The organism is Stagnihabitans sp. (assembly GCF_964946895.1).
In genome coordinates, this window is the sequence record NZ_CBBQHX010000031.1 from 1 (window position 1) to 18,025 (window position 18,025).

The window sequence follows — 18,025 nt, forward strand, 5'->3', positions numbered from 1 at the left end:
CCGTGTTCGGCCAACCAAAGCGCCACGCGCTTGGGGTCGTGTTTGGACAGATCGCGCAGCCACCAGGCAATGGCCTTCTGGATGAACCAATCCTTGTCGGCGGTGTAAAGGGCAGCCCAGCCCAACACTCGCTCGCGTGCGGCAAGGTCGGCGGGCTTGGGGAAATTCTGCTTGGTCCAGCCCAGGGTCATGACCAGGGCTGCGCGGCGCGCCCACATCAGCGGCGACAGGGTCCAGCCCTCCACCTCGTCCAGACGCGAGGGGTCCGCCATCAGCCGCCGCCCACCGGCATCGCAGACATGATCGGCAATCGCCCAGGCATCGAACTGCGGCACCCAGGAGGCGATCAAGGCCCAGACCGCGCCATCCTCGGCAATCCGCGCCTGCGTCAGCAGCTTCGCCGCCGCGACCCGCGCTTCATGAATGTCGGTGTCCCACAGGGCAGAGGCCAGCGCCACGCGGCCCGGCACATCCAGTTCGGCCCGCCACGCGTTGGCGCATTCGGTGATTTGCGGCACCGTCACCCCCAGATAGCGCCGCGCCACCTTGTGATAGGCGGCAGAGCCCTCGGCACGCGTCGGGTCGGCAAGCGACTCCAGTTGGGCCAGCGCGTCTTGAAGGGTCATGTCCAGCTTCCTCGTCAGGGGGGCAGCAGTGCCCGCCACCGGGCCCTTCTGCCCGATTGCGGCCTGCGCTACAACCGGCGCGCGGCTAAAGATTGGCCTCGATCCCAGTTGGCAGGCCGTCAATCGACTGGCGGTTGCGGGTGGCCCAATAGGTGCGCAGCCCCTCTGGCCCCTGCTTTTCAGCCCAGCTGCGCAGGACGGGGCGTTCGGCGGGGGAGTCCATCGTGGGCACGGCATAGCCGCACGAGGTTTGCACCAGGGTCACCGCCATATCCACGATCTGCCTTGCGCCGGGCGTGGCGGGGAACTGCGAGGTCAGCGACCCATCGTCCTGATGCAGGATCCGCGCCTGCCCATAGGCGCGCAGGATCAGCGGGCGCGGACCGAAGCTGCACCACATCACCGTCATGCGCGGGTCAAGCGGCAGATGGGCGGCGGTTTCGTTGCCCGAGCCGGTCAGGTTCAGCCAGATCAGCCGGTTGGGGGACAGGATGCGCAGCGCATCCATCCCTTTGGGCGACAGGTTGTGGCGGGCATCGGGGGCTGAGGTGGCGACGAAGAAGATGTGCTGTTCGGCCACGAAAGCGCGGTGATCCTCGGTGAAACCGTCGAATTGCTTGGCCATGTTGCCCCCGGTGCTGATGCGAAAGGCTACTCCACCGTGACCGACTTGGCCAGATTGCGCGGCTGATCGACATCCGTCCCTTTGGCGATGGCCGTGTGATAGGCCAGAAGCTGCGCCGGCACCGCATAGAGGATCGGCGCGAAGAGGCCCGAGACCTGCGGCATGGTCAGCGCCCGCCAGACACCCTTGCCCGCCTCTGCCACGCCTTGCGCGTCGGAAATCAACAGCACCTTGCCGTGGCGGGCCATGACCTCTTGCATGTTCGACACGGTCTTGTCGAACAGGGTGTCCCGAGGGGCCAGAACAATCACCGGAACCCGGGCGTCGATCAGCGCGATCGGCCCGTGCTTCAGTTCGCCTGACGCATAACCTTCGGCGTGGATGTAGCTGATTTCCTTGAGTTTCAGCGCGCCTTCCAGCGCCAGCGGATACATGGCGCCGCGCCCGAGGAACAAGACGTCCTGCGCCTCGGCCAGTTCTTCGGCGATCATGGCGATTTCGCCCGAAAGCCCCATCGCGTGGTTCATCAGCCCCGGCAGCGCGGCAAGGTCGCCCAAGTGCCGCGCCAGACCTGCGGCGTCCAGACGGCCCCGGTCCACCGCCGCCTTCAAGGCCAGCAGGGCTAGCGTCGTCAACTGGCAGGTGAAGGCCTTGGTCGAGGCTACGCCCACTTCGATCCCGGCCATGATCGGCAAAGCCAGATCGGATTCCCGCGCGATGGAAGAGGTCGGCACATTGACCACCGCCACCACCTTGGCGACCTTCTCCTTGGCATAGCGCAGGGCTGCCAGAGTATCCGCCGTCTCGCCCGACTGGCTGACAAACAACGCCCAGCCCTTGTCCGACAAAGGCGGTTCGCGGTAACGGAATTCCGAGGCGATATCGACCTCGCAAGGCAGTCCCGCGATCTGCTCAAACCAGTATTTTGCCACGTGGCAGGCGTAAGAAGCCGTGCCGCAGGCCACCATCGTCAGCCGGTCTACTGCGGTGAAATCAACGCCGGAAGGCAAGCGTAGGGTGGGGTTGCTTACCCCACCTGCCACGTAATGGCGCAGCGCGTCGGCGATGACCACGGGCTGTTCGGCGATCTCTTTCGCCATGAAGTGCTTGTAGCCGGCCTTTTCGATCCGGGTGCTGTCGATCTGAATCCGGGTCTCGGCGCGGTTGGCCAGCCGGTCCGAGGCGTCGAAGATCTGCGCGCCCTTGCGGGTGATCACCGCCCAGTCGCCCTCTTCCAGATAGGTCACGCGGTCGGTCATCGGCGCGAGGGCGATGGCATCCGAACCCACGTACATCTCGCCGTCGCCATGCCCGATGGCCAGCGGCGAGCCTTTGCGGGCGGCGATCATCAGGTCATCTTCGCCGTCGAACAGGAAGCAGAGGGCGAAGGCGCCGTGCAGGCGTTTCAGCGTCTCGCGGGCGGCTTCGACGGGCGTGCGGCCCTGATCCATGTAGAATCGGGCCAGCAGGGCCACGGTTTCGGTATCGGTTTCCGATTCGAACGACAGTCCCGCCGCCGTCAATTCGGTGCGCAACTCGCGGAAGTTCTCGATGATGCCGTTGTGGACCACGGCGACCGGGCCAGATTTGTGCGGGTGGGCGTTCGAGGTGGTGGCCGCCCCATGCGTCGCCCAGCGGGTGTGACCGATGCCGGACTTGCCGGCCAGCGGCTGGTGGACCAGCAGGTCGGACAGGTTGATCAGCTTGCCCACGGCGCGGCGGCGGTCCAGCGCGCCCTGGTTGACCGTGGCGATTCCGGCCGAATCATAGCCGCGATATTCCAGCCGCTTCAGCGCCTCGACCAGCAGGGGGGCCACTTCGTTCAGACCAAGAACGCCCACAATTCCACACATTATGCGTTCCCTTTCGCGGCCTTGATCGCCTTGAGACGGTCAAACAATTTGGTGGCAAGGCCCGGCTTGTTGACTTGGCGGGCGCGGCCCAGTGCCATGGCCTCGGCCGGGACATCCTGCGTGATGACCGATCCCGAGGCAGTCAACGCCCCATCGCCCACCGTCACCGGCGCCACCAGCATGGTGGAGGAGCCGATGAACGCGTTCTTGCCGATCTCGGTATGGTATTTCAGGACGCCGTCATAGTTGCAGGTCACCGTGCCCGCGCCGATGTTGGTGAATTCCCCCACATGCGTGTCACCGAGATAGGTCAGATGGCCAACCTTGACGCCTTCATCCAGCACGGAATTCTTGATCTCGACGAAGTTGCCGACATGGACATCCTCCGCCAGTTCCGCGCCCGGACGCAGCCTCGCAAAGGGGCCCACGGTGGCGCCGCGAGAGATGTGGCAGCCGTCCAGATGGCAGAAGCCCTTGATCTCGGCCCCGGATTCGATGGTCACCGCCGGCCCGAAGATCACATTGGGGCCGATCACGGCATCGCGGCCGATCCAGGTGTCGAGCGCGAAGAACACGGTTTCCGGGGCGGTCAGGGTGACGCCATTCTCCAGCGCGTCAAAGCGGGCGCGGGCTTGGAAGGCGGCTTCGGCCTCGGCCAGTTGGGCGCGGGTGTTGATGCCCAGCGTCTCGGCCTCGGGACAGGTGACATAGCCGACCGACAGGCCCTCGGCGCGGGCGAGTTCGACGATGTCGGTCAGGTAGTATTCCTTGGCGGCGTTCTCGTTCTTGACCAGCGCCACCAGCCGGAACAGCGTCTTCGCCTCGGCGCAGACCACGCCAGAGTTGCAGAGGGTAATCGCCCGCTGCGCCTCGGTCGCTTCCTTGTACTCGACGATGGCTTTCAGCTCTTCGCCTTCGACGATCAAGCGGCCATAGCGGCCGGGGTCTTTCGGCTCGAAGCCAAGGATCACCACGGCATGGCGGGCGCGGGCTTCCAGCATCGCCTGCAGCGTTTCCACCCGCACGAAAGGCGTGTCGCCATAGAGCACGATGGCCTCCCCCTCCGCCTCGGCCAGCAATGGCGCGGCTTGGGCCACCGCGTGGCCGGTGCCAAGTTGCGGGTCCTGCACCACGGTCTCGATGGCTTCGTCAAAGCCGCGGGCGGCTTTGGCCACGGCTTCGGCCTCATGGCCCGTCACCACCACCACCCGCGACGGCTCCAGCGCGCGGCCGGTCGACAGTGCGTGGTGCAGCATCGGCACAGCGGCCAGCGGATGCAGCACTTTGGGGATGTCGGAATTCATCCGCGTGCCCATGCCCGCCGCCAATACGATCAATGAAACCTGCATATGCCTCTTTCCTTTGTCTTTCCCTCGTTTTACCCCGCAAGGGCTGCACTGCAAGGGGGCAGAGGCTCACGTCATGTTTCAGTGGGGTAGGGCGCTTGTCCATAGGAGGTATCATGCGGACCGTGGTCTTTGATCTGGACGGAACTTTGGCAGATACCAGTGCGGATCTGCTGGCGGCGGCGAACGCCTGCTTTGAAGGGCTGGGACATGGGCCCATGCTGGGGCCGCAGGACGCCTTGACGGCGTTTCATGGCGGACGCGCCATGCTGCGGCTGGGATTTTCGCGCCTGAACCTGCGCTGGACCGAGGACGACGTCAGCCGCGAATACCCCCGCCTTCTGGCCACCTATGCCGAGGTGCTGGACCGCGAGACCCAGCTTTATCCCGGCGCAATCGCCGCAGTCGAGGCGCTGCGCCAGGCGGGCTATGCCACGGCGATCTGCACCAACAAGCCCGAGGGTCTGGCCGTGGAATTGGTCAAGCGCCTTGGCATCGCGGATCTGTTCGACGCGCTGGTCGGGGCCGATACTTTCCCGGTGCGCAAGCCCGATCCCTTGCCCTATGTCGCGGCGGTGGAGCGGGCCGGGGGCAAGCTGGCCCGCTCGCTTCTGATCGGCGACACGCAAACCGACCGCGATACGGCGCGGGCGGCAGGGGTGCCCATCGTGCTGGTCACCTTCGGCCCCGAGGGCCATGCCATCACCCGCCTGGAACCCGACGCGCTGCTGCACCATTACCACGACCTGCCCGCGCTTGCCCAACGCCTGATTTCCTGAGACAGTCCAAGGCTTGCCTGCATTGGAGCCTCCATGACCGCTGCCCCCTCTCGCCATGCCTTCACCTTTGTGCTGATCACGGTGCTTCTGGACATGGTGGGCTTTGGCATCATCATCCCGGTATTGCCCAAGATGATCGGCGAGGTGGCGCATGTGTCTTTGGCCGAGGCAGCCAAGATCGGCGGCTGGATGGCTGGGGCCTATTCGGTGGCCCAGTTCCTGTTCGGCCCGCTGATCGGCAACCTGTCGGACCGTTTCGGGCGCAGGCCGCTGCTGCTTTTGGCGATCTTCGGGCTTGGGGTGGATTTTCTGGCGCAGGCGCTGGCGCCTTCGGTCGGCTGGCTGTTCTTTGGCCGCACGCTGGCCGGGATCTGTGGCGCGTCCTGGGTGATCGCCAACGCCTATATCGCCGATATCACTACGCCCGAAGAGCGCGGCAAGGCCTTTGGCACCCTGGGTGCCGCCTTTGGCGTGGGCTTCATCATCGGCCCGGCGATTGGCGGCCTGCTGGGCGAGTTTGGCGCCCGCGTGCCGTTCTATGCCGCTGCTGCGGTGTCCGGCCTGAACCTGATCTACGGTATCTTCGTCCTGCCCGAGACCCTGGCCCCCGCCAACCGCCGCCCGTTCAGCCTTGCACGGGCCAACCCGTTCGGGGCGTTCAAGGTGTTCCGCCAATATCATGGCGTGGTGCCGATGTGTCTGGTGCTGGCGCTGTTCTTCTTCTTCACCTCGATCTACCCGGCGATCTGGCCCTTCTGGGCCAAGGTGCGCTTTGGCTGGTCCGAGGCGATGATCGGCGGGTCTCTGGCGCTGTTTGGCGTGATCATGGCGGGGTTTCAGGGCGGGCTGACCGGACGCTTTGTCATCTGGTTTGGCGAAAGACGCTCGGTTGCCATCGGGCTTTTGTGCGCGGGGCTGGCGGCGACGGGATATGGTCTGGTCACCTCGCTGCCGATGGTGATCGTGCTGATGTTCGTGCATGGGCCCGAGGGGTTCATCCATCCGATGCTGACCGCGCTGATGTCCAAACGCGTGCCGGAAAATGCACAGGGCGAGTTGCAGGGCGGCCTGTCGGCGCTGATGAATGTGGCGATGCTGCTGGGAACCGTGTTCTTTGCACAGGCCTTCGGCTTTTTCATGACAGACGCCGCCCCGATCCAATCGCCCAACGTGTCGTATTTCATCACCGGGGCTGGCATGCTTGTTACACTTGGCCTGTTCTTGTGGCTGATCGGACATGACCGCGAAGAGGGAGCCGCATGACGGAACGCTTTACCGGAAACTTCACCCAGCAGGAGCCGATCCCGGACGAGGGCATCGAGGCCGCCGTGGCGGTCCTGCGCCACGGCCGTCTGCACCGCTACAACACCGCCGCCGGAGAAGTGGCCGAGGCCGCACTGCTGGAGCAGGAGTTTGCCGCCCTGACCGGGGCGACCTATTGCCTTGCAGTGGCTTCGGGTGGCTATGCGCTTGGCTGCGCGCTGCGGGCGCTGGATCTGCGGCCGGGCGAGCCGGTGCTGACCAACGCCTTCACGCTGGCCCCGGTGCCGGGGGCGATTGCCGCCGTCGGCGGCAGCCCGATCTTTGTCGAGGTGACCGAAGATCTGGTTATCGACCTTGCGGATCTGGCGGCCAAGGCCCGGACCACGGGCGCGCGTCTGCTGATGCTGTCGCATATGCGCGGCCATCTGTGTGACATGGAGGCGCTGATGGCCCTGTGCAACGGTCTGGGGCTGACGGTGATCGAGGATTGCGCCCATACGATGGGGGCATCGTGGAACGGCGTCGCCTCGGGCCGGCATGGCGCGGTGGCCTGCTATTCGATGCAGACCTACAAGCACATCAATTCCGGTGAGGGTGGCTTCCTGATCTCGGATGATGCCCAGCTGATGGCGCGGGCGGTGCTGCTGTCGGGCAGCTACATGCTGTACGGCAAGCATCTGGCCGCCCCCCCGGCCGAAGCTTTCGAGGCGGTGCGGATGGTCACGCCCAATGTCTCGGGCCGGATGGACAATCTGCGCGCGGCGATCCTGCGGCCGCAGTTGAAACAGCTGGGCGACCGGGTGGCGCGCTGGCACACGCTGTACCGCACGCTGGAGGCCGGCCTGCAGGCCACGCCGGGGCTGGTGCTGGTGCAGCGGCCGGCTGCGGAAAGCTTCGTCGGCTCCTCGTTCCAGTTCCGCCTGCCAGACTGGTCGCCCGCCCGCATCGCCCTGTTCTTGCAGCGCTGCGTGGCGCGCGGGGTTGAGGTGAAATGGTTTGGCGCGCAGGACCCGGTGGCCTTTACCTCGCGCTATGACCATTGGCGCTATGCCAGCCCGCAAAGCCTGGCCCAGACCGACCGCATCCTGGCCAGTCTGATCGACCTGCGCCTGCCCTTGACCTTCACACCGCAGGATTGCGTCGTCATCGCCCGCATCCTGCGCGCCGAAGCCTTGGCGGTGGGGCAGGGGCCGGAGCCGGAAGGCGGAGAGGCTCCGGCGATCCAATGACCCGAACCACCGCCGCGCGGATCTATCTGGCGCTGGCGGCGGTGACCTTGCTGTTTCACACGGCGCTGGTCTTGGGGGCACCGTTCGGCGCGGCCACGATGGCCGGTCGCTGGCCCGGTGCGCTGCCCGTGGCCGGGCGCATCGCCGCGGCAGTGTCGATCGCGGTGCTGCTGGTCATGGGGCGGATCGTGGCCGAGGCGGGTGACCTTGCGGTGACATGGATCCCGCCGGCCAGTCTTTGGGCGGTGGCGCTGTTTCTGGGCCTGGAGGCGGCCTTGCTGGCCATCACACCGGCCAGCGCCGAGCGGGCCATCTGGTTGCCGCAGATCCTTGTGCAAGGCGCCTGCGTGGTGCGGTTGCTGCGCGCGTGACGCTGGGGACGAGGGGCGAGGGCGTAGCGAGGGGTTTGCCCCTCTCGCGCTCCACGCCCAGAAGCGAGGGGTTTCACACCCCTCGCGCTCCCCGTGGGATATTTTCGCCTGGATGAAAGGGGCGTCAGCCGAGCTTGAACTGCTTGGCGAGTTTCAGGCCCTGGCCCTGATAGTTCGACGCAATGCCGGTGCCATAGAGCGTGTCGGGGCGGGTCGCCATGCGTTCGTAGACAAGGCGTCCCACGACCTGGCCGTGTTCCAGAACGAAGGGCGCCTCGTGGCAGCGGACTTCCAGCACGCCGCGCGAACCGGCACCGCCGGCGGTGGCGTGGCCGAAGCCGGGATCGAAGAATCCGGCGTAATGGACGCGGAATTCGCCGACCATGGCCAGATAGGGCGCCATTTCGGCGGCGTAGTCGGGCGGGATGGTGACGGCTTCCCGGCTGACAAGGATGTAGAAGGCGCCGGGGTCGAGGATGATCTGGCCGTTCGTGGCGCGGACCTCCTCCCAGAACTCACGCGCGGGGTAGTGGCTGATCTTGTCGAGGTCGATCACCCCGGTGTGCGGCTTGGCGCGGTAGCCCAGTAGATCCCCGGTGGCGGGGCGCAGATCAACAGAAAACCCCAGGCCTTCGGAGATGACGGGGTCACCGGAGACCAGCGGATCGGCGTCGTGCAGCTGGCGGAGTGCCGCATCTGACAGCGTGGCATGGCCGCGCCGGAAGCGGATCTGGTTCAGGCGCTGGCCGGGACGGACCAGGACAGAAAAGCTGCGCGGGCAAACCTCGGCATAAAGCGGGCCGTGGTAGCCTTCCGGGATGCGGTCGAATTCGGCGCCGCCATCGGTGATGGTGCGGGTCAGCAGGTCAAGCCGCCCGGTGGAGGACTTGGCATTGGCCACCGCCGACAGCCCCTCGGGCAGGGCGAGCGCCTCCATCAGGGGGATGACATAGACACAGCCCTTTTCCAGCACCGCGCCGCGGGTCAGGTCCACCTCGTGCATGGTGAATTCGTCCAACCGGTCGGCGACCTTGCGGCCGGCCCCGGCAAGAAACGAAGCCCGCACCCGGTAGGCCTTGGCGCCCAGCCGCAGATCCAGGCTGGCGGGCTGGACCTGTGCGGGCTCGACCGCAGGGTTTGCGGCAATGGCCCCAACCGCGATCAACTCGCGCAGCGCCTGGGCAGGCAGAACACCGGTGGGGATCATCAGGCACGCCTTCCGCTGGGACTGTCCGGCCAAGCCAGCCATTTCAAACAAAAAACCGCCCGCAAGGCCGAAACCTCACGAGCGGATTTGTTAATGGTCGGGCCGGAGAGATTCGAACTCTCGACCTCCCGCCCCCCAGACGGACGCGCTAACCAGGCTGCGCTACGACCCGACGATCGTGACGCTTCATAGCAATTATCCGGGCGGGGGCAAGCGGGAAAATTCATCTTCTCAAACGGTGGGACGGCGCAGGCGCTGCGTCTCGGCCATCTGGGCATGCAAGAGGCCCAGCCGTGAGTGCAGGTCGGCCAGTGCCGCCAGACCTTGCGGCGACAGCGGTCGGGCCAGTTGGCGCAGACGGGCGGAAATGCCTGCAAGGTCGGGCACTTGTGCGGCGATGTTGACAGGCGCGTCCGGGGTGGGATCGGCGTCGGTCGGTTCTGCCGCGCTGGGGAGGAAGGCTGTCACCTCGGCCCCCGGCTGGGGTTCCGGCTCGACCCAGACATGCGGGGCTTCCGCCTCGAAGGGCAAAGAGGGCTGGGCGGGGTCCGCTGCGGGCTTCTGGCGCGGGCCACGCGGGCTGGAGAAGGCGATGAAGCCGCCATCACCGTCACGCGGCACTTCGGGCGTGCGGCGCAGCGGACCCGCGCCGGCAAGGGGTTCGGGCGCGGGGACCGGCTCCTCCAACGGGAACAGCGGTTCAACCGCTGCACTTTGGGCCGGGGGGGTGTCAGGCGGGCGGCGCTGCGGGCTGATCATCGGCACCACGACCGGGCGCGGCACCGGGGCCACCAGTTCCTCGACAGGCTCTGCCACCAGATCAAGATCGTCGCCGGACTCAAGATCCAGATCGCTGACATCACCGCCCAAGGAGGCCACATGGCGCACCCCCTGTTCGCGCAGCACCTTTTGCACGCCGCGGATCGTCATGCCCTCGGTGTGCAGAAGCTGGCGGATGCCGGACAGCAAGGCAACATCGGCGGGGCGGTAATACCGCCGCCCGCCCGCCCGCTTGACCGGCTTGATCTGGGGAAACCGACTTTCCCAAAAGCGCAGCACGTGGGCCGGCGTTTCCAGCACTTCGGCGACTTCAGAGATGGTGCGGAAGGCGTCCGGGGCTTTGTCCATCCGGCTTGACCGCCCTTATTTGCCGCCGCCCGCCACGCGATCCTTCATCAGATGCGAGGGACGGAAGGTCAGCACCCGACGCGGTGAGATCGGAACCTCGTCCCCGGTCTTGGGGTTGCGACCGACGCGGGCGGTCTTGGCGCGCAATGAGAACGTGCCGAAGGAGGAGATTTTCACCGTCTCACCGGCGGCCAGCGCGTCTGACACATGCTGCAGCACCGATTCCACCAGTTGCGCGGATTCATTGCGCGACAGGCCCACTTCGCGGAACACCGATTCGCTCAGGTCCATACGTGTCAGTGTCTTTTCAGCCATGCTGTCCCCCCGAATGTTGCGCGCAAAGGATGGGCCGGATCAAATTGCGAGTCAATAACAATGGCTTGGGACGCGTTCTTTAGATGCCATGCAATGGAGGGAACAGGACAGGAACGTCGATTTCACCCGACGCAGAAAGTGGCCGTGACGGGACCGGATCGCGGGACCGGAGCGTCTGAAACCCCGCAGTCCCGCGTTACCAGCGCAGAACCACCGCGCCCCAGGCCAGACCGCCACCGATGGCTTCGGTCACGATCAGGTCGCCTTGCTTGATCTGGCCGCGCTGCACGCCCACCGACAGCGCCAAGGGAATCGAGGCGGCCGAGGTGTTGCCGTGGTCCTGCACCGTCACCACGACGCGGTCCATCGGCACCTGCATGCGTTTGGCCGTGCCTTCGATGATGCGGATATTGGCCTGATGCGGCACGATCCAGTCAACATCCTCGCCCGTCAATCCGGCCTTGTCCAAGGCGGCATGCGCGGTCTCGGCCAGCTTTTCCACGGCGTGGCGGAAAACTTCCTTGCCCTGCATGCGCAGTTTGCCAGTGACGCCGGTCGACACACCGCCATCGACATAAAGCAGGTCCTTGAAGCGCCCGTCCGAGTGCAGGTCTGTCGCCAGCACACCGCGGTCCGCCGAGGTGCCGGGCAGGTCCTGCGCCTCCAGCACCAGGGCGCCGGCGCCGTCGCCGAACAGCACACAGGTGCCGCGGTCGTTCCAGTCCATCAGCTTGGAAAAGGTCTCTGCCCCGATCACCAGCACGCGCTTGGCCTGACCCGACAGGATCATGCCATTGGCGGTCGACAGGGCATAGACGAAGCCCGCGCAAACCGCCTGCAGATCGAAGGCAAAGCCGCCGGTCATGCCGATCTTGGCCTGCACCATGGTGGCGGCAGAGGGGAAGGTCAGATCGGCGGTCGAGGTGGCCAGCACGATCGCGTCGATATCGGACCCCTGCAGCCCGGCATTGGCCAGGGCAGCCAAGGCGGCTTGGGTGGCCAGATCAGAGGTCGTCTGACCCTCCGCCGCGAAGTGGCGGCGTTCGATGCCAGAGCGGCTGCGAATCCACTCGTCACTGGTTTCGACCAGCGTTTCAAGTTCAGCATTGGGCACAACGCGTTCGGGCAGATAATGCCCGACGCCCCGGACCACGGCGCGCAATGTCATTCCGGTTGCCCCGCTCCCACGTCTCGGGGCATTGTGGCGGCCCCTTCGGCGGCACTCTGCCCCGAGGGCAGGGTGGATGCAACCCGCGCCGCAAGCCTTTCGCGGAAACCGCTTTTTGCCAGCCTATAGGCCATGTCCACCGCCGCAGCGACCCCGGTGGCATCCGACGAGCCATGCGATTTCACGACGATTCCGTTCAGCCCCAGAAACACCCCGCCGTTCGAGCGGCGCGGATCCATCCGCTTGCGAAGACGGTTGAGCGAGGCAATCGACAGCGCCGCCGCCAATTTGGAGAACAGCGTGGCGTTCAGTTCCTCTTTCAGGAAATCGGAAATCAGCCGCGCCGTGCCTTCGGCGGTCTTCAGGGCCACGTTGCCGGTGAACCCGTCCGTCACGATGACATCAACCCGGTTGGACGGAAAATCCACACCTTCGACATAACCGATATACTCATAATCACCCTTGGTGGCGGCGGCGGCGATCAGGTCACCGGCGGCCTTCAGTTCGGCCGAGCCTTTGTGTTCCTCGGTGCCCACGTTCAGCAGGCCAACCCGGGGCCGTTGCAGACCCATGCCGTTGCGGGCATAAGAGGCGCCCATCATGGCATATTGCAACAGGTCGGCGGCGTCGGCCTTGTAGTCGGCGCCAGCGTCCAGCATCAGGTTGAAGCCGCCGGGATTGCGGCTGGGCCATTGGCAGGCGATGGCCGGGCGGTTGACGCCGGGCAGCTTGCGCAGGCGGATCATCGCAATGGCCATCAGCGCACCGGTGTTGCCGCAGGACACCGCCACCTTGGCCTCGCCCGACCGGACCGAGTCGATAGCGCCCCACATCGAGGTGCCGTCGCCGTGCCGCATCACCTGAGATGGCTTGTCGTGCATGGTCACGACGCGCGCGGCATGACGGATCAGAACGCGACCGGTCAGAACCGGCTGGCGGGCCAGAAGCTTGGCCAGTTCGCCCTCTTCGCCATGCAGGATGAACTCGGCATCCGGCATCAGGGGGGCGCAAATGGCAAGACCGGCGACAACTGCCGCCGGTCCACGGTCGCCGCCCATGGCGTCGACCGAAAGTACTATACGATCCGAGGTCAGGCCAATGGCTCCCATCGCCGTCTTGGACGTGCCTTCGGCGTCACGGCCTTGGCTCGCTTGGGACATGGGAACTGCCCGACGGAAGCGGCTTACGCCGCGTCCTCGTCAGAAACCACGGCGGAGCGGGCTGCCACGACTTCGCGGGCATCGTAATGGCCGCAAGCGCCACAGACGTGGTGCGGGCGCTTCAGCTCGCCGCAGTTGGAGCATTCTGCCGGGTTGGCGGCCACAAGGGCGTCATGCGATTGACGCATGCCGGTTTTCGAGGAGGTCGTGCGGGTCTGCGGGACAGCCATGTCTCACCTAAGGTTCTTGGGGACAGGCCCCTGTTTTCTTGGCACTTTCAACGGGCAAGCCCGGTCAGGCCGCGCCAATTGGATGCCTGTGAATGAGGCGCGGAACATAGACGGATTTTGGCCGGGCGCAAGTCCTTTTGTTGGACCGGATGCCGCGCCACGGCCGGGCGCCGTCACTTGGTTCCGTCCGCCTCGCCCTTGGGCTTCAGCACCAGACCGGCAAGGCCGGCAAAGGGCTTCAGATCGCCTTCCCGCAGCGGTGCGAGGCCGGGTTGGGTAAAGACCGCCTCGCCCAATTCCACACCGGGGGCGCGGGGATACATCGGCAGCGCCAGCGCCAGCGCCTCGATTGCGACGGCCGCGGCGTCGATCACCTCGGGCAGGGCTTCCTGGCTGTCATCTTCGGGGATTTCGATCTCGTTGTCTTCGGGCACCACATAGTCTGACAGATAGCGGCGGCGGACCTGTTCCGAAATCGGCGTCGTCACCGGCTCCAGCGTGACCGAGCAGGGTTGCACCACCCGGGCCACCAGTTTGCCGGTCAGCTCCATGTCCCGCTTGCCGGCGGGACGGATCTCGCCGTCAAATTCCAGCTGCGGCAGATCCAGAAGATCCAGCGCATCGGCGATCAGCTTGCGTTCGGGGGCCGAGGGGCGAAACCGCACATGGGTCGAGGTGCGCCCGGCGATGGCGGCCACCTTGAAGGGCAGGCTGGGCAGGGCGACATCAGCGGGCGGGGCGGGCGGATTTGCGGAATGGGTCATGGCGAAGCTCCTTGGAAGGGCGCGAGACGGTTGGCGCGGGCTTAGAACTGCTGCGGGGCAGGGGTCAAGCGTTCCTTTCTTGAACCAAGCCCCCTCAATGATGTAAGCCTCGCATTCAGAGGGATCGCTGGCCCGGCGATGGTTCGAAAGATCGGCTTGGCCAAGGCGGCGTGTCTGAAAGGGCGCGACGGCTTGGGCTTAGGAAGACAGATCTAGACCTGACAGGGCAGGGGAAGGCATGGCGTTTGAGGCAGGACAGGAAGATGGACAGGGCCGCAGGCGCAAAGCCGCGATCTTGACAGGTGTCGCGGGCCCCTTCGGGACGGCCTTTCGCAGGGGTTTGGCCATACTTGCGGTGGTCGTGGCCGCCGCCTGCGTGCCGCTTTACGCCAATCACGGCTATGTGCCTGACGACAAGGACCTTGCCGAGTTGAAGACCGGGGTCGATACCCGTGATTCGGTCTCGGCCTTCCTCGGCCGTCCGTCGGCCGAGGGGCTGATCGGCGATGTGGAATGGTTCTACGTCCAAAGCCGCTGGAAGACCGTGGGGGCGCATGCGCCGAAGGAAATCGACCGGCAGGTGGTGGCGATCAGCTTTGATGCCAACGGCAAGGTTTCCAACATCGAGCGATTCGGGCTGGAGAAGGGCGAGGTCATCGCAATTTCCCGCCGGATCACCACCGAGCCGATCAAGGGCCGCAGCGCACTGGCCCAGATCTTCTCCAACATCGGCCATATCGACCCGGCGTCGATGCTCAAGAAGTAACACTGTCACGGCATGACGCCGCGGCGCAGCCGGACTGCGGCGCGGGCAGACTGCCCGCCCCGGCATGATGGCGCGGCCCAAGGGGGACACGGCGGGCAAAGGCAGGTGGCTCAGTCCTTCGGCTCGAAGGTCAGGGCCACGCCGTTGATGCAATACCGCAAGCCCGTAGGGGCCGGACCATCGGGGAAGACATGGCCCAGATGGGCGGCACAGCGGTTGCAATGCACCTCTGTCCGCTTCATGAACCATGAATTGTCGGACTGCTCGCCCACCATCTCGGCATCCAGCGGGGCGTAGAACGAGGGCCAGCCGGTGCCGCTTTCAAACTTGGTCGCCTGATCGAACAGGGGCGCATCACAGCACACGCAGCGATAGATGCCCGGGCCCTTGGGGAAGGCGTCATGAGTGCCCGCACGTTCGGTCGCATGCTTGCGGGTGACCTTGTAAGCGAGGTCATCGAGCATTGCGCGCCACGCGTCATCGGTTTTCACGACCTTATCCATTGCATCCTCCAGACTATGTGGGCCAAATCTAGGGCGTTGCGGCCCGCGTGCAAGCGCCCTTCAAGGCAGCCCGCGCAAGCGTGAAGGAAGACAGACCCCATGCAGCCCATCACCCGGGGGCTCTACACCGTCTGCCTGGTGTCCGGCGACGCCGATTTGACCGAGGCGCAGGCGCTGCGGCATCTGGCCTTTCGCCGTCCGATCGGCGGTGACACCGGGGCTGCGGGCGCTCGCGGTCATGACAGCGACGCCTTCGACCCGGTCAGCCGCCATCTGCTCGTGCGCGACAGCGCCGGCGCGCTGGTTGCCTGCTGCCGCATCCTTGGCTTTGCCGATGGCGAAAGCCTGTCGGCCAGCTATGCCGCACAGGTCTATGACCTGACCCGGCTGGCCCGGTTTGCGGGCGCGCGGATGGAGATGGGCCGGTTCTGCCTGCATCCCGGCCACCATGATCCCGATATCCTGCGGCTGATCTGGGGGGCGTTGACCGCGATTGTCGATGAGGAGAAGGTCGCGCTGCTGTTCGGCTGCTCCAGCTTTGTCGGCGCGGACCCGGCACCGCACCTGCCGGCCCTGGCGGCCCTGCGCCGCCACATCGGCCCCCCGGCCTTGATCCCCGCCCCCCGCGCCGCCGAGCGGGTGGATCTGCCCAAAGGTCCCGGCGCGCCCTTGGGCCTGCCGCCGCTGTTGCGGACCTATCTGGCGATGGGCGGCTGGGTCTCGGACCATGCCGTGATCGACCGCGATCTGGACACGCTGCATGTCTTCACGGCACTGCCCATCGCAGAGGTCCCCCAAGCCCGTGCGCGTGCCTTGCGTGCCATTGCCGGGCGCTAATCGGTTGACCCTTGCAGCACTTGGCCTTAGGGGCAGGTCATCATGGCACGCGCACCCCTTCTTCAACTCTCCGATCTGTCGCTGACCTTTGGCGGCAACCCCTTGTTCGAGGGCATCACCCTCACCTGCCAGCCCGGCGACCGCCTGGCACTGGTGGGCCGCAACGGCTCTGGCAAGTCCACCCTGATGAAGGTGATGGCCGGTCAGGTCGAGGCCGACAAGGGCCTGCGGGTCGTCTCGCCCGGCGTGACGGTCGGCTATATGGAACAGGACCCCGACATGTCGGCGTTTGCGACCTTGGGCGACTATGCCCGCAGCCGCATCCCCGAGGATGAGGGCTACCGGGTCGATGTCGCCGCCGAAGGGCTGGGCTTCAAGCCGGATACGCCGGTGGCCTCGGCCTCGGGTGGGGAAAAACGTCGGGCGGCGCTGGCCAAGCTGGTGGCCGAAGCGCCGGAACTGATGCTGATCGACGAACCGACCAACCACCTCGACATCGCCGCCATCGAATGGCTGGAAGATTTCCTGAACGAAACCCGCGCCGCCTATGTCCTGATCAGCCACGACCGCGCCCTGCTGAACCGCCTGACGCGCCAGACCTTCTGGCTTGACCGCGGTGTGCTGCGGCGGCGGGAACTGGGCTTCCTTGGCTTTGAAGAATGGCGCGAAGAGACCTGGGAGGCCGAGGACGAGGCCCGCCACAAGCTGGACCGCAAGATCAAGGCCGAGGCGCGTTGGGCTGTCGAAGGCATTTCCGCCCGCCGCAAGCGCAACCAGGGCCGGGTCCGCGCGCTGGCGGCATTGCGCGACGAACGCTCCAGCCAGATCCGCCGCAAGGGCACGGCCCTGATGGAGTTCGATTCGGGCACCACGTCGGGCAAGAAGGTGATCGAGGCCAAGGGAGTGGGCAAAGCCTTCGGCGACAAGGTTCTGTTCAAGGACTTCGACCTGCGCATCCTGCGCGGCGACCGGGTGGCCTTTGTCGGGCCCAATGGCGTTGGCAAGACCACGCTGCTGAAGATGCTGATCGGCGAATTGGCCCCCGATACCGGCACAGTGGCCTTGGGCACCTCGTTGGACATCGCGGTCTTTGACCAAAGCCGCGCAAGGCTCGACCCCGAGGCCAGCCTGTGGAACAATCTGACCTCCGATCCCCTGATGGCGGTGTCGGGCAATTCCGATCAGGTCATGGTGCGCGGCAATCCCAAGCATGTCGTGGCCTACCTGAAAGACTTCCTGTTTGACGAGGCGCAGGCCCGCGCTCCGGTCAGATCCCTGTCGGGCGGCGAAAAGGCGCGGCTTCTCTTGGCCAAGCTGATGGCCAAGCCCTCCAACCTCTTGATCCTTGACGAACCGACCAACGACCTTGACGTGGAAACGCTGGACCTGTTGCAGGACATCCTCGGCGAATATGACGGCACGGTGCTGCTGGTCAGCCACGATCGCGATTTCATCGACCGGGTGGCCACCACAACCGTGGCGCTGGAGGGCAACGCCCATGCGATGGTCTATCCCGGCGGCTGGTCAGACTACGCCGCCCAACGCGGCAAGAAAGAGACCGGCCCGGTGGCCCAAGCGCCCCGAAGCAGCGCCGAACCGCCCAAGCCCGTCAAGAAGATCATCGCCGAGGGCCTGACCTTCACCGAGAAAAAGCGCCTCGATACCCTACCGGGCCTGATCGCCCGCATGGAATCCGAGATCGTCAAGCTGCAGGACCTGCTGTCGGACCCCCAGCTTTACAAGCGCGAGCCGGTGAAGTTCCAGAAAGCCTCCGACATGCTGACCGAACGGCAAGAGGCCCTCGCTGCCGCGGAAGAAGAATGGCTCGACCTGTCAGACCGCGCCTGACCTTTCC

At 65.8% G+C, this 18,025-nt stretch carries 19 protein-coding genes and 1 tRNA gene; 7 read left to right on the plus strand and 13 right to left on the minus strand.

The window, feature by feature from the left end; translation table 11 throughout:
- From AC1Y2B_RS17255 to glmU, 4 genes are all read right to left on the minus strand, one after another.
- Positions 1 to 626 (minus strand): DNA alkylation repair protein (locus AC1Y2B_RS17255; RefSeq protein ID WP_482254355.1); only part of this gene is annotated, 626 nt, incomplete at its 3' end.
- A gap of 85 nt (positions 627 to 711) precedes the next feature.
- A complete protein-coding gene (locus AC1Y2B_RS17260; protein WP_482254356.1) occupies positions 712 to 1,251 on the minus strand; it encodes a pyridoxamine 5'-phosphate oxidase family protein in 540 nt (179 codons plus the stop codon).
- 26 nt (positions 1,252 to 1,277) lie between these two features.
- Positions 1,278 to 3,104: a glutamine--fructose-6-phosphate transaminase (isomerizing) gene (gene glmS / locus AC1Y2B_RS17265; protein WP_482254357.1), complete on the minus strand. Its 1,827-nt coding sequence runs from the start codon at positions 3,102 to 3,104 to the stop codon at positions 1,278 to 1,280.
- Positions 3,104 to 4,453 carry a bifunctional UDP-N-acetylglucosamine diphosphorylase/glucosamine-1-phosphate N-acetyltransferase GlmU gene (glmU, locus tag AC1Y2B_RS17270; RefSeq protein ID WP_482254358.1) on the minus strand — a complete coding sequence of 450 codons (1,350 nt, stop codon included), beginning with the start codon at positions 4,451 to 4,453 and terminating at the stop codon, positions 3,104 to 3,106. Before glmU ends, glmS begins: the two co-directional genes overlap by 1 nt.
- Before the next feature lie 113 nt (positions 4,454 to 4,566).
- Here glmU and AC1Y2B_RS17275 point away from each other — a divergent pair, with 113 nt between their 5' ends.
- From AC1Y2B_RS17275 to AC1Y2B_RS17290, 4 genes are read left to right on the plus strand one after another with little or no spacing between them, the layout of a single operon-like run.
- Positions 4,567 to 5,229: an HAD-IA family hydrolase gene (locus AC1Y2B_RS17275; RefSeq protein ID WP_482254359.1), complete on the plus strand. Its 663-nt coding sequence runs from the start codon at positions 4,567 to 4,569 to the stop codon at positions 5,227 to 5,229.
- 33 nt (positions 5,230 to 5,262) lie between these two features.
- Complete coding sequence (locus AC1Y2B_RS17280; protein ID WP_482254360.1) at positions 5,263 to 6,492, plus strand: TCR/Tet family MFS transporter; 1,230 nt, start codon at positions 5,263 to 5,265, stop codon at positions 6,490 to 6,492.
- Entirely contained in the window at positions 6,489 to 7,721 is a 1,233-nt protein-coding gene (locus AC1Y2B_RS17285) for a DegT/DnrJ/EryC1/StrS family aminotransferase (protein WP_482254361.1), read from the plus strand. The genes AC1Y2B_RS17280 and AC1Y2B_RS17285 overlap by 4 nt, the downstream gene beginning before the upstream one ends.
- On the plus strand, positions 7,718 to 8,092 hold the full coding sequence (locus AC1Y2B_RS17290; RefSeq protein WP_482254362.1) for a hypothetical protein: 375 nt from the start codon (positions 7,718 to 7,720) through the stop codon (positions 8,090 to 8,092). Before AC1Y2B_RS17285 ends, AC1Y2B_RS17290 begins: the two co-directional genes overlap by 4 nt.
- A gap of 124 nt (positions 8,093 to 8,216) precedes the next feature.
- On the opposite strand, the gene AC1Y2B_RS17295 is transcribed toward AC1Y2B_RS17290, so the two are convergent.
- From AC1Y2B_RS17295 to AC1Y2B_RS17330, 8 genes are all read right to left on the minus strand, one after another.
- Entirely contained in the window at positions 8,217 to 9,299 is a 1,083-nt protein-coding gene (locus AC1Y2B_RS17295) for a 2'-deoxycytidine 5'-triphosphate deaminase (RefSeq protein ID WP_482254363.1), read from the minus strand.
- 94 nt (positions 9,300 to 9,393) lie between these two features.
- Positions 9,394 to 9,471: transfer RNA gene (locus AC1Y2B_RS17300), tRNA-Pro, on the minus strand.
- Positions 9,472 to 9,530: 59 nt separating this feature from the next.
- Positions 9,531 to 10,427 (minus strand): MerR family transcriptional regulator, encoded by an 897-nt coding sequence (locus AC1Y2B_RS17305; RefSeq protein ID WP_482254364.1) that lies wholly within the window; start codon positions 10,425 to 10,427, stop codon positions 9,531 to 9,533.
- 15 nt (positions 10,428 to 10,442) lie between these two features.
- Positions 10,443 to 10,742 carry an integration host factor subunit alpha gene (ihfA, locus tag AC1Y2B_RS17310; protein ID WP_482254365.1) on the minus strand — a complete coding sequence of 100 codons (300 nt, stop codon included), beginning with the start codon at positions 10,740 to 10,742 and terminating at the stop codon, positions 10,443 to 10,445.
- 196 nt (positions 10,743 to 10,938) lie between these two features.
- Entirely contained in the window at positions 10,939 to 11,910 is a 972-nt protein-coding gene (locus AC1Y2B_RS17315) for a beta-ketoacyl-ACP synthase III (protein ID WP_482254366.1), read from the minus strand.
- Positions 11,907 to 13,070 (minus strand): phosphate acyltransferase PlsX, encoded by a 1,164-nt coding sequence (gene plsX, locus AC1Y2B_RS17320; RefSeq protein WP_482254367.1) that lies wholly within the window; start codon positions 13,068 to 13,070, stop codon positions 11,907 to 11,909. The genes AC1Y2B_RS17315 and plsX overlap by 4 nt, the downstream gene beginning before the upstream one ends.
- A 23-nt stretch (positions 13,071 to 13,093) precedes the next feature.
- Complete coding sequence (gene rpmF, locus AC1Y2B_RS17325; protein ID WP_482254368.1) at positions 13,094 to 13,300, minus strand: 50S ribosomal protein L32; 207 nt, start codon at positions 13,298 to 13,300, stop codon at positions 13,094 to 13,096.
- A gap of 173 nt (positions 13,301 to 13,473) precedes the next feature.
- Positions 13,474 to 14,064 carry a YceD family protein gene (locus AC1Y2B_RS17330; RefSeq protein WP_482254369.1) on the minus strand — a complete coding sequence of 197 codons (591 nt, stop codon included), beginning with the start codon at positions 14,062 to 14,064 and terminating at the stop codon, positions 13,474 to 13,476.
- A 238-nt stretch (positions 14,065 to 14,302) separates the two neighbouring features.
- Here AC1Y2B_RS17330 and AC1Y2B_RS17335 point away from each other — a divergent pair, with 238 nt between their 5' ends.
- Positions 14,303 to 14,830, plus strand: coding sequence for an outer membrane protein assembly factor BamE (locus AC1Y2B_RS17335; RefSeq protein ID WP_482254370.1), 528 nt, complete (start codon positions 14,303 to 14,305; stop codon positions 14,828 to 14,830).
- Between the two features lie 110 nt (positions 14,831 to 14,940).
- Here the strand turns inward: AC1Y2B_RS17335 and msrB are convergent, their stop codons facing one another.
- Positions 14,941 to 15,333: a peptide-methionine (R)-S-oxide reductase MsrB gene (gene msrB / locus AC1Y2B_RS17340; protein WP_482254371.1), complete on the minus strand. Its 393-nt coding sequence runs from the start codon at positions 15,331 to 15,333 to the stop codon at positions 14,941 to 14,943.
- 99 nt (positions 15,334 to 15,432) lie between these two features.
- Between msrB and AC1Y2B_RS17345 the strand changes: the two genes are divergently transcribed.
- The gene (locus tag AC1Y2B_RS17345; protein WP_482254372.1) at positions 15,433 to 16,170 is read left to right on the plus strand and encodes a GNAT family N-acetyltransferase; all 738 of its coding nucleotides are present in this window, start codon (positions 15,433 to 15,435) and stop codon (positions 16,168 to 16,170) included.
- Positions 16,171 to 16,212: 42 nt separating this feature from the next.
- On the plus strand, positions 16,213 to 18,018 hold the full coding sequence (locus tag AC1Y2B_RS17350) for an ABC-F family ATP-binding cassette domain-containing protein (protein WP_482254373.1): 1,806 nt from the start codon (positions 16,213 to 16,215) through the stop codon (positions 18,016 to 18,018).
- The last annotated feature ends 7 nt before the right edge of the window (positions 18,019 to 18,025 follow it).